Raw genomic sequence first — 11,687 nt, 5'->3', positions numbered from 1 at the left:
CCTCCAGATCTGGACTGATGATTGGGAAAATGAACACAGGACAGAATTTGTTTATGAAAATGTCCGGATCGAGGATAATGAAATCTATGCTGAAAATATTTCTTTATCTAATTTTCCGAATCCATTTCATACAACAACGACAATTTCTTTTTCTTGCCACAGAAATACAGAGTTCACAGAGATTTTATTCTACAATATTAAAGGACAAAAAATCGATGAAATAGAAATTAGCGATCAACAAACAGAAATTAACTGGAATGCTGAAAGATTTCCTTCCGGCACTTATTTTTACAGAATGAAAACCAGAAATAAATTTTCTCAAACAAAGAAGATGGTTTTGATGAGGTAAATCTATTGTTTAATAATCAAAATATTTTTTCTGTACAAATGGGTATTAAATGACTTTATTTTTTTATTTTAATTTTTTCACATTTTGCGAAAAGTGGACTATTATCTCAAATAAATCTCAATCCCTTTTTTGAAAAAGCATTCAAAGAAAGATCAGCAAATTCTTTGCGGAAATACTTTTCAATAGCAGCAGCTCCGATCATGGCTGCATTATCCATACAATATTCAAGAGCAGGAATATAAACTTCAGCTCCGATTTTTTCTGCTTCTAATTTGATCTGTTTTCTTAACAGGCTATTTGCGGAAACTCCTCCTGCCACAATGATGGTCTTGGAATTCGCTTTTTTTGCGTAATTGATCGTTTTCTTAACCAGACTATCAACAATCGCTGCCTGCACCGAAGCAGAAATATCTGCAATATGTTCTTTGATGAATTCTTCTTTTTTATTTAGAAGGTAATTCCTGATCGCTGTTTTTAGTCCGCTAAAACTGAAATCATAACTATCTTTTCTATTTAAAGCACGCGGAAATTCGACAAACGCGGGATTACCGTTTGTTGCTGTTTTATCGATCATCGGACCTCCCGGATATCCGAGATTCAATAATTTTGCAGTTTTATCAAAAGCTTCTCCGGCAGCATCATCTCTTGTCTTACCAACAATCTTAAAATTATTGTAGGAGACAAAATCGACAAGTTCCGTATGCCCTCCGGAAACAACGAGAGCAAGATAAGGTGGTTCTAATTCCGGATTTTCGATCTTATTTGCATAAATGTGACCGAGCATGTGATTCACTGCAATGAGAGGTTTCTGCAAACTGTAAGCGAGACTTTTTGCAAAGGAAACTCCAACCAGCAACGCACCGATCAAACCCGGATTTACAGAAACTGCGAGGGCATCGATTTCCTCAAATGTCGTATTTGTTTGATCCAGAGCAATTTGAGTAAGTTTCATTATATTTTTTATATGGAGTCTGGAAGCAAGTTCAGGGACGACTCCACCAAAATCTTCATGGGTGGTTTGGGAAGAGATAAGATTTATATAAACTTTGTAATTTGAATCTATAACAGCGACAGAAGTATCATCGCAGGAAGTCTCAAACGCGAGGATCTTGATCGGTTTCATTACAGCCTTTATCTATCATTCTTCCCGAAAGTTTTCGGGATTTTTGCTTTTCTATCGAAGAATCAACAACTGGAAAAAACAAAACTCGACTCGCAATGACCAAAGGGAATGTGAGTCGAGGATTGCAACTTATTTATCCGATTGTTCTCAACTCTCACTTCGTTACGAGTCAAATCCAATCCTGGAAAGACAATCACTTATCTCTGATTATCTGAATTTTCTGCGGAGTATATTCGACTAATTTTACTCCTGTGGGTAAGGAAAATTTAACTCTCACAAAATCATTCCTGTTGATTTTGTTTTCATCAATACTGGCAGTAACATTCTTATTCGTGAGTTTCTCCAAAATATCTTCGGGTCCTCTGACCATAGCTGAAACTTTTTGAGGAATGATTGAAATGTTTTTATTTAACGGATACTTGACTGGGATCAGGGAAATTGTTTTAGTAGTTATTTTAGATTGAGTTATCTCCAGACTGATCTGATCTTTTTCCAAGTTCATCTTAGGATCAGGAACTATTAAAGCAACAGACAGTTTATTATCTTTTACCATTTTCCGAGAGATCTTTTTTGTCTGGATCATCTTGTATTTGCTTAAAATCGTTTGTGGACCTTTAACATCTATATTCTGGAAATTATTTATTATTTTATTTTGCAGGAAAAATTCTTCATCCTTGGGTGTGTCGTATTGGATCTGGATGGGAAATTTTTTTATGATTAATTTATCCATCTCGATAATCGTGTTTTTTGAAGAATTTATTTTTTTTATTTCCAGGGTTATTCGATCTGAATAATGCAGATTTTGATCAGTAACCTGGATAAAATTATTTCCAAATTTAAACTTGCTGCCATCAACATTAAAATAAACCTGAGACATTTTCATGATCAGGAAATCCATACCTCGAGTTTTGATAATAACAGGAATTTCTCTAATAGTTTCTTCTATAACAACAAGGTTTTCCGGAATATTACTTAATCTTATTGGAATTAATATCTCTTCAGTATGTGTTTTTAAAAGTACCTGTTGAAACCACAAAACAACAGCGATTAGAACTACCAGGATTTTAATGGAAATATTTCTTCTCATCAAGTCCTCTTGACAAGATTGATCAACAATTGCTTAATAAATTATCGATTATGATTCATATCATAAGTTATAATGCGATATAGTCTTTCACCCATATTAACAACATTCTCGTTCTCATCATTCTTCCAATCATTAACAGTTTGTTCTGTCAGGATCACAAAATCCTCGACAGACCTATCCCTGCGATTCTTCTGCTTCACTATATTTGCCAGTTTTTTCATAGAAACCCAGATCGTTTTTATTCTTGTTTCATCAGCTGTAACCAGCCATTCCCTGATGTAAGGAAAAGCGATCGTGGGATTTGCACGAGCGACCTGAGTCATTATATGAGTAATTTTCTTCTGCACATCCATAGTCGCATCATCAATAGATCTACTGATAAATTCCATGATGTATTTTGAATCTGAACGAGCTATATTTTCCATACCATGGAATGATAAAGCTCTTTTCTTTTCATTTTTTGATGATTGCCACTCCTTCATATGTATTTTCATGAAATCAGGAAATTTTTTCCACATATCATTGATAATACTCTCAACTTCCCAGGGAATCGTTTCAAAATTGCTGTTCAACAACTTGAGTATCTTTTCAGGATCATCCCCATATTTTGTATAAAGGTAAAACAAAGCTGTAGCCCTGATCCCATACATTTTATGTTTGAGCATCTTTTTGGCAACAGCTAAGATCTTACGCTGATCTGAATATTTGATCAGATTTTTTCCAATATATTCTCTGATGAAATAGTTAGGAGTTTTAGCTATTTTATAAAGTTCTTTTTCTGCTTTTTCTTTTTTTCCTTTATCAAAAAGCTTGAATATAGAATCGATTAGCAGATCTAATTCTTTAATAGAATCATTATCTAATCTTCCAATTTTTTTTAACATAGTACTTCCTTGAAATATTTATCGTTGGGAAATAAAAATTATTCCATTATTCAGTAATGCAAATTATTTTATTTCTGAATTTTCTTCCATAAAAATATCGAAAAAATTTTTTATATCTGGGGCAATTAAAAAATAGACTGATCTTTAGTCAATTCTTTTATCAAATTTAGAAAAAAGAACTGTTATTTTTTTTCTAATTCGGATTTCAATTCTAATGTTATTTCAGATTTATCGTCTCTTTTCCAGCGGTTATCAATTTGAGCGGTTACAGGTGAATTATTTTTTACATAATCTACAATACAATCCCGCAAACTTTTTTCGATCCTGGTTATCTTTGCTTCGGGAATCTTCGTCAGCATGGTTAATCCAGCATTTCCCTGAAGGAGAAAATCTGTGGTTGAAATGTGATAGATTTTGTCTTTTTGCCAGGGTTCTCCACCTATCAGAAGTTTTGTGATCCGATCATAATCCTTTCGGGAACGATTATAAACAACATTTACTCCAGCTACTCGCAATCCGTGACGACTACCGGAAACTCTCATCTCGATGATATTTTTCAGGAATTCACCATCTACTTCGATGATCACAACCTGATTTTCAAAAGGCATGACATCGAAAATATTCCGGTAAGTTATCGGTCCCTGTTGAAGGTCTCCCCGAACTCCTCCGAGATTTAAAAAGGAAAAATCCGCTCCAGTAGCTTCCAGCATTGCTTCACAAACAAGATTTCCGATTTTATTTTGAGCATCGACTCCATCTCTGGAAATATAGGTTTCTGCTTTTCCGATGACTTCATCCATACCTTGTTCAGCGATTTTCTGCATGGTCAGGATCGTATCTCCGATCGTTTTATCGGGAATAAATTCATCTTCAAAAAGAGTGATCATCATACCTTCCCTGAGTGCTGCGGTTTCATATCCCGAAATAGTTTTCGTTTCCTTATCTATCTTGATGGTTACATGACCAACATTGCTTCCATAGGCATAGCCCTGAAAAACAAGAGTATGAGTTTCCGGATCTTCCCAGGGTTTGGCAAAACCTTTGTGAATATGACCTGCAAAGAATAAATCTATTCCTTGAACTTCATGAGCTAATTCCTGGGCATCGAGTCCCCAATATCTTTGCTTCTCACCCGAATTTTCCTCGTATCGATGTTTATAAGCAGGTTCAGGATCATAAGGAATACCAACATGACCGACCACTATGATCAAATCGACTTTTTCCTTTTTAACGATTGGAATATATTTTTCCAGAGCATCTTTTGCCGGTAGAAACTCGACATTCTTAATATTTTCAGGAAAACTCATCTTTTCAGTGTCAGTTGTAGTTACGCCAATAATTCCAAATCTAATTCCCATTTTTTCTAAAATCAGATAAGGTTGGACATAATCTACCAGTTCGTCTGTTCCTTTTTTTACGATATTACATGATAAAATCGGGAATTCTGCATCATTATAAGTTTCGATTAGAGTATCTTCCCCAATATCAAATTCATGATTTCCGACAACACTCAAGTCATATCCGATCATATTCATATAAGTGATGACAGCTTTTCCTTTGGATATGGTACCAACCGGATGTCCCTGAAAAAAATCTCCGGCATCAACCAGGAGATTGTCCCGATTTTTTCCATTGCTTATTTTCCTGATCCCTTTTATATAAGTTGCTGCAGAACCTCCTCCGCCCAGCATAGGAGGAAAATTAGGATTCATAAAAGTTGCTGGATACCTATCGATTCCACCATGGATATCATTAGTGAACATGATATCGAGAAGAAGATCTTCAGAAATCAGAAAATTAACAGATAACATCAGTAATGAAATGAAGATAACTAAATTTCGCATTTTAACTTTCCTTCAAATTAATTGTACAATATATTTCAACTCGTACTTCTTTTTTTCTCTTTGTTCCTCTATCTCGAGTCGTTCACAAGTCGAACATATTTACCATTTAAAAGTCAAAGAAGTCTGTAATTTCAAGAATGATTCCGTAACTTTATCCGGATTTTCCCAACCTCTATTTGATATATTTACATATTGATAATTTACCCAGAGTTCTTCATGATCATAAACTTCATCCGGGAAAAGATCCAGAGTTTCATATTGTCTTTTTGAAAATTCTACGGAAACATCGCAGACAAGATTCTTATATAACTTGAAACCGGAACCGACAGTATAAGCAGGAATATTGAGTTTTTGTGCATACATCGATCCGGAATCATCGATTATTTGATATTCGGTTTGATAGCTGAATCCTAAACGAAAAGGAATTCCATTTTCTAATTGATGTTCCACCCCAAAATAAAAATTCAACTCATTTTCATACAAAGAAAAAATATCAGTCCATTTAACGAATTCCACATCTCCATTAAAGTAAGTCCTCATAATATTTCTCGGTTCATAGGAAAAACCGAAGCGAATTCTGGAAGGAGTTGTAAAATCAGCATAAGTTAAACTATCTGAGATAAAAGGAATATCTAATGAATCTAATTTTGTTGTATAAAGATAGATTACATCATCAACATCAATTCCATTTATATTCCCTGTTACATCGAATGTCTGTTTTGGTTCATAACTCAATCCCAGACCGAATCTCCGATTGACTTTCATCCTGCTGCCGATCTTAAAACCGATTTTTTCAAATTCTCTTTCCATTGAACTTAACGAATCCTGCAAAACACCTTCTCCCATTACATCATTCGCATAATCACTCCAGACAATTCTTCTGCTGGAATTATTATCACCTTTCATTTGAGAAATTTCTATACCGAGAGATAAGAAATTTTTATATGTAAAAGCTGTTGAGAAACTGATCTTATTGATAACTCCTTCACCTTCGATAAAATTCTTGGCAATTATAGGAGGATAACCATCATCATTGGAATTAGCATTATTCCTGACTTCCTCGATATAATTGTTCTCAAAATTCAAATAAGGTTTATACATCAAGGCAGCAGATAATCCAAAATCCTTAAAATCTTTTTTGTAATACATTCCCAGAGCATATTGCTCAAAAAAATTCACATTGGTGACATAAGTTGCATCATCGACATACGCATCAAAGGAATTATACATCGGTAAAGCCCGATCATCATCGTTTTTTATAAAACCGAGAGCCAATTGAGTGCCAAATCCTTCCGTTAGAAAGCCGATATTTGCCGGATTTACATTGCTGTCAAAAAGCCTGATCCCTCCGGAAACTGATGCTCCTCCCATGGCAGCAATTCGACTATCGATATTGCTCACATAATTCCCTGAGTAGCTGTCCAGAAGCGAAAAGGAAAAAAGTCCGTTTATTATAAAAAGCGTTAAGAAGATCATTAATAATCTCTTCATTTATCCTCCAAAACTTTATTATTTAACTCATCCTGACCCTTTCTTGAAAAAGAGGGAAAAAAAGGAAATTAAGATTATATTTTGTTGCTAACATTTTATAAAAAAGTTCTACTTTTATTCTTTGTAGAGTTACTAACAAGATAGTCGCTGAGATTTTTCAATAAATGTTTATGCCGTTTTATTGAGATTTCACCAATAGAACCTAATATGCGTTTACGGGATAACACCGCAAGAAAACCAAGCCTGATCAAAGATTTTTTAAGTAAACCACTTGATTTAAAATCTTTATCTGCAGGAGAAATGATCTCGTCAAAATCTTTGACATGTTGATGTAATTGGGTGCTTATACCACAAACAAGGAAATCACCATAAGATGGCATCTCCCTGAGAATAATTGCAGGTCTTTCTTTGAGTTTTCCATCAGCTTGTTGTATTGGTGTAAGAACCACATCACCTTGCTTCATAGTCTGGATTTACCTCTTTAATTAAATCTAATGAATATTCAGGCTCATTTTCTCCATAAGCATCTTCCAGTCTTTGACCTGATAAAAATAACCAATTTTTATGTTCGTTATCAATATCTTGTGTTACTATAGTTGGCAGAATGGTTACAATTAGTTTAGTATCCATTTTTAAATTAAATGGTTCATCTAAACAAATTCGCTTACCATCAAAATGAGCGGGTAAAGCAATAATAGACACGATAAACCTCCAATTATTTTCTTTTTAAAACTTCCAATCAAGTTGCGCCCTGATCGATGTTTCGGAAGTTTTAACATTCTGATAATAATACTGTCCTGTTTCAGGAATATCATTGTATTCTCTAAATTCAAGTTCGCGTGACATCTGCTTTTTATACTTGTATTTGATAGAGAAGAAAAGATTATTGGCAATTCGGCTATGAATAGTAAGCCAATACTTATATCCTCTGTCATCATGATTAAAATCGAGATTTACATCTTCAAAATCCCAGAAACTGATACCGAGTCCTTTCCAGACAGCAAAGGAACCGATAATTTTCAGATTCTTATTAAGATTATGAGTATAATCTGCAAAGATATAATCCCCGTGAGTAAGAACATTCCCGGCTTGAGCCATATCATCTCCGCTGGCATCTCCCGGATCGGAAATGGAAAGATAAGGTGGCTGAACGACTCTTCCGTGAATATAACCAAGCATAAATCTATCCCGATTAGAGAGATATGAAGACAAAGTAATTTCAGCTTCTTGTGAAAGCGATTTTCCTCTATCCAGGTCATCTTCGTTTCTTTTCTGCTGCTGTTTGAAACGCAATCTGAATCTCTGCTGGTAGATGGGACGGAAATCTAGTTTTCCTTCAAAACGGTAACTCTTACGAGCATCGGATTTTCTTTCCCAGACATCGAGATAAAGTCTCGACAAAGTCATCCAGGTATTAAACCTGTAACGTGTCTCCAAATAAACACCTCTTTCAGCAGAAGGTTGAGCCGAATTCAGATACATCTCGGTAAGAAGAGTATTTCTGAAAAGATAAGATTTTTCAAAAATCGTATCGTCAAAGCGCCAACTTTCAGCAAATGCTCTCATATAAGGATTATCAAATTCCAGATCATAATCGCGGTAAAGAGAAAGTATATAGAAATCATTGAACAAAGTGTAAGCACTCAAGATCAATGCCTTCGGATCATCACCGATCTTGAATTCATTTCCGGTCAAAGACATTTCCGCATACTCACCCTGGAAAGATGTATTATTCAAAGTAGTCTGCCACTCTAAACCAAGAACACGACGATAATTTCGATCATATCCATATTTTGTGGAATCGGAATATGTCGAATAGAGAGAGGAAATCTCATTATCGGTTGATTTCCATTTATTGAAATCATAACTATCATCGATCAGAAGATCCTTGAGATCATCTCCATCAGGAACAATGAAATCACGGTCATAAACTGCTTCGATCCCTGTAAAACCAAGATGCGTGCCAATAAAAGGAGAATACTCAAAATGCGCACCGAGCAGTTTTTCTTCAACAGCATCTCTTCTGGGTGCAATTGTATTTACATTGAAATAATCTTCTGCAGAAGCAAGTTCATCATCAGTAAATCTTCTGGTCATGGTGAGATAAGAAAAAGCATCATCTTGATCATCTATTTTACCATCCGGAATTGGAATCAATAGGGAGTCAGCATCATAAACATAATCTCCGTTTTCGTCTTTGAGAAAATCTCCTTTATTATCATAAATTATCGCATCTTTTTTATCAATCGAGAAAAAGACGGCAGCATTCAATTCCTTTCTCTGCCAATCGAGAGCCAATCCTTTCAAAGAATATTGCTGGGTTCGCGAGACATCACCGATAATTCCTTTGATCCTTTTGTTAAAACCATATCCTGTTTTGCGGGGACTGTAATAATCAGTATTTTCCATAACCAGACCTTCCCCGTATGTTGCCCTGAAATTTCCTCCGTAAAGTTTTATATAATTCCTGCCGGCAAGATCGAATTCTTTTTCATATCCAAGATAGAATTTCGCATCATTAAAAAATTCTTTGGAATCAGCATTGAGGAAACTTTGCTCACCTTTATTGGAATTATACATCAAACCAGCTTTCCATTCATTCTGATAACGAATCCTGATCTTGTTCATCACAGCAGCAGAAATATCATCCATCCGGAAAAAACCCCAATATGAACTGGTTTTTTCGGTCGATCCGCGCATCGGTTCTTTATACATTTCGATAGCATCACTTTCATAAGGTTCGGTATTGAATTTCAATTGGTAATCGAAGAAAAGTCTATTTTGAGTGGGTTTTTCTTTGTAATATACATAATTTCGGAGATTCGTATAACTGTAGTGAGTAACACCTGGAGTCTGCCGAAGATCACGAGCATTGGCAAGTGTATCTCCATAAGCTCTTCTTCTCAGAATTGCAGCTGCATCCTGAGCATTAACATTCGGCATATTCTGAATTTCCGTAAAAGATAGTTTGTTGATATTACGAGGAGTTATCAGATAATCTTCCCACACATCGGACATTCCTTCCTGCAGACCTTCATTACTTCCAAGCCTTTGAATCAAATAATAGATTTCCTCTCTTCTCTGAGCAGCGTCATCTTTATCATCATAGTGAGAAACAGAAACGAATGGTTTCAATTTATTTAAGGTTTTTTGATCGATGGAAGAAATTTTTCTTAAATCGTAAATGCTCTGGAAAAATTGTTGATAAAAACGGAAATCATAAATATCATCAGCTTGTTTTTCTGTAATCGGTAATGTTTTCAGTTCATCTAAACTTGCAGTATTAAGATCGACTAATTTTTTTTTTACTTTTGGAGAAGATTCAACTAATTCATCTTCTTCTTTCTCTATTTTTTCCTCTAAAATAGTTTTTAATGTATCATCCTTTGTAATTATTTTTTCTGTTATTTCGTGCTTTTCCTCAACAATTATTTTTGTAGAATCAATTTCTGTTATTTTTGGTTCTTCTATTAATTCCTCAGGAGTTAATTGCGGTGATTTAACATGCAGATAAAATTTTTGAGAAACAAGACATTTATCTTTTAAAAATCCCCTGATATCGAGTTCATATACTCCCTTTTTTCCCGGTTCGAACTCAATTTTTGGTCTAATTCCTTTATTAAATATGTTTTCACTTTTTATATACAATAAAACATTATCGATACCGGAACTGCCAGAACCTTCAAATATGTAATGTTTATCTTTTTCTATTTCAATATTAAGAGAGTCGTAATCAATATAATTTCCATTCTTTTTTCGATAAACATTCTCTTTAGCAAACAGAGAATTAAAAAAGACAAGAACTAATAATATAAGAATTAATTTCCTCATAAAATTTCCTCAATATTACTCTTATTAAACATAAAACTAAATATTAATTTTACTCGAGCAAACAAAAAAAACAGTTGAATGTTGTAAAGAATTTTGTCCTTAAAATCTTTAATCCTTTGACTGCTTACGGTTTGAAAGGTTTTTTTCAGAAAATTATATTTGAAAAATTAAATTTATGGGAATAGTAATGAAAAATCATTTGACATTCAATCTTGTCTAAAAATTCTTTGCTTGAATTTATTGGAGGTTATATGTCTGAAAATATGTCGATCGAGAAAAAAGGTAAATTCTCTTTAATAGAATTATTGATGATCATAATGTTGGTGGGGATTGTTTTTACTTTGATAATTCCATTGCGGACAGATAAACAGAATCATGAAAAAATTAAAGAAGCAATAAAAAATATTCAGATCCTTGCCCGGGCTGATGTTGCTTTCAAAAACGATCCTGAAAACGGATATTATGCTTTTGATGTGAGTATGCTCAATGTTGAAAATAAAATGGAAAAACAGGGAACCGATTTTTTCTTTGATTATTCTTTGACTGACAGCACGGTTGTCGCGACCACAAATGAAAATTTCGGGAAAAAAGGAGCATCGATTTATTATTATCTTCCGCAAGGTCCGTGGGGTGTTGGAGATGATAAAATTTCCAAAAGTATAATCGATCCGAACTGGCTTCCTTAAAATCTTTTTAAATGTTTTGTGAATTTAACCTTCAATGTGGGAATTCCATTTTGAAGGTTTTTTTGTTCAAATAAAATTATGAATCTTTTCTCCTGTTTACTTTCTCCTGTTTCTTTCCTTCCTTTATTCGGACTATATGCTGAAACCCATTATCAAATCAAATTATTAAAACCGAGATACTATCAGAAACAACCGGAAATCATTGCTGATGTTCCGATCAGAACAAGTAAGAAGAATAATTCGGAACTTCCAGTTTTAATCATAATTAAGGATAGTCACCTTTTCCCTGTTTTATTAGAAAAAGTAGAGATAAAAATTATTGGAAGAAATCGGAAAATAAAGGTTATCAAGCAGATCAACAAATATTTATCCCAAAACTATTATTCAAAAAT

General features: G+C 34.2%; 10 protein-coding genes. 2 read left to right on the top strand and 8 right to left on the bottom strand.

Annotation, left to right across the window (positions count from 1 at the left end; genetic code table 11):
- Positions 1-349, top strand: a 349-nt coding sequence (locus tag ENL20_04130; protein ID HHE37744.1) for a T9SS type A sorting domain-containing protein, incomplete at its 5' end; no start/stop codon positions are given.
- Between the two features lie 106 nt (positions 350-455).
- Here the strand turns inward: ENL20_04130 and tsaD are convergent.
- The 8 genes from tsaD to ENL20_04090 form a co-directional block, all read right to left on the bottom strand.
- Positions 456-1,472: a tRNA (adenosine(37)-N6)-threonylcarbamoyltransferase complex transferase subunit TsaD gene (gene tsaD / locus ENL20_04125; protein ID HHE37743.1), complete on the bottom strand. Its 1,017-nt coding sequence runs from the start codon at positions 1,470-1,472 to the stop codon at positions 456-458.
- A gap of 193 nt (positions 1,473-1,665) precedes the next feature.
- Positions 1,666-2,559 (bottom strand): hypothetical protein, encoded by an 894-nt coding sequence (locus ENL20_04120; GenBank protein ID HHE37742.1) that lies wholly within the window; start codon positions 2,557-2,559, stop codon positions 1,666-1,668.
- A gap of 41 nt (positions 2,560-2,600) precedes the next feature.
- Positions 2,601-3,443, bottom strand: coding sequence for a hypothetical protein (locus ENL20_04115; protein ID HHE37741.1), 843 nt, complete (start codon positions 3,441-3,443; stop codon positions 2,601-2,603).
- A 182-nt stretch (positions 3,444-3,625) separates the two neighbouring features.
- On the bottom strand, positions 3,626-5,287 hold the full coding sequence (locus ENL20_04110; protein HHE37740.1) for a bifunctional metallophosphatase/5'-nucleotidase: 1,662 nt from the start codon (positions 5,285-5,287) through the stop codon (positions 3,626-3,628).
- A 99-nt stretch (positions 5,288-5,386) separates the two neighbouring features.
- On the bottom strand, positions 5,387-6,778 hold the full coding sequence (locus ENL20_04105) for a hypothetical protein (protein HHE37739.1): 1,392 nt from the start codon (positions 6,776-6,778) through the stop codon (positions 5,387-5,389).
- A 95-nt stretch (positions 6,779-6,873) separates the two neighbouring features.
- Entirely contained in the window at positions 6,874-7,242 is a 369-nt protein-coding gene (locus ENL20_04100; GenBank protein HHE37738.1) for a transcriptional regulator, read from the bottom strand.
- Entirely contained in the window at positions 7,229-7,480 is a 252-nt protein-coding gene (locus ENL20_04095; GenBank protein ID HHE37737.1) for a hypothetical protein, read from the bottom strand. Before ENL20_04095 ends, ENL20_04100 begins: the two co-directional genes overlap by 14 nt.
- A 24-nt stretch (positions 7,481-7,504) precedes the next feature.
- Positions 7,505-10,609 carry a competence protein ComEA gene (locus tag ENL20_04090; GenBank protein HHE37736.1) on the bottom strand — a complete coding sequence of 1,035 codons (3,105 nt, stop codon included), beginning with the start codon at positions 10,607-10,609 and terminating at the stop codon, positions 7,505-7,507.
- A gap of 251 nt (positions 10,610-10,860) precedes the next feature.
- Here ENL20_04090 and ENL20_04085 point away from each other — a divergent pair, with 251 nt between their 5' ends.
- Entirely contained in the window at positions 10,861-11,295 is a 435-nt protein-coding gene (locus tag ENL20_04085) for a hypothetical protein (GenBank protein ID HHE37735.1), read from the top strand.
- Positions 11,296-11,687 lie beyond the last annotated feature (392 nt).

It is taken from the genome of Candidatus Cloacimonadota bacterium (assembly GCA_011372345.1).
Classification (GTDB): Bacteria; Cloacimonadota; Cloacimonadia; order Cloacimonadales; family TCS61; genus DRTC01.
The sequence above is the reverse complement of the archived record's forward strand: the minus strand, read 5'-3'. Positions and strand labels throughout refer to the sequence as shown.

Bases quoted from the DNA above. Each gene is read 5' to 3' on its own strand.
- ENL20_04090 (HHE37736.1), bottom strand. From the start codon at position 10,609: ATGAGGAAATTAATTCTTATATTATTAGTTCTTGTCTTTTTTAATTCT.
- ENL20_04115 (HHE37741.1), bottom strand. From the start codon at position 3,443: ATGTTAAAAAAAATTGGAAGATTAGATAATGATTCTATTAAAGAATTA.
- ENL20_04105 (HHE37739.1), bottom strand. From the start codon at position 6,778: ATGAAGAGATTATTAATGATCTTCTTAACGCTTTTTATAATAAACGGA.
- ENL20_04120 (HHE37742.1), bottom strand. From the start codon at position 2,559: ATGAGAAGAAATATTTCCATTAAAATCCTGGTAGTTCTAATCGCTGTT.
- ENL20_04085 (HHE37735.1), top strand. From the start codon at position 10,861: ATGTCTGAAAATATGTCGATCGAGAAAAAAGGTAAATTCTCTTTAATA.
- ENL20_04110 (HHE37740.1), bottom strand. From the start codon at position 5,287: ATGCGAAATTTAGTTATCTTCATTTCATTACTGATGTTATCTGTTAAT.
- tsaD (HHE37743.1), bottom strand. From the start codon at position 1,472: ATGAAACCGATCAAGATCCTCGCGTTTGAGACTTCCTGCGATGATACT.
- ENL20_04100 (HHE37738.1), bottom strand. From the start codon at position 7,242: ATGAAGCAAGGTGATGTGGTTCTTACACCAATACAACAAGCTGATGGA.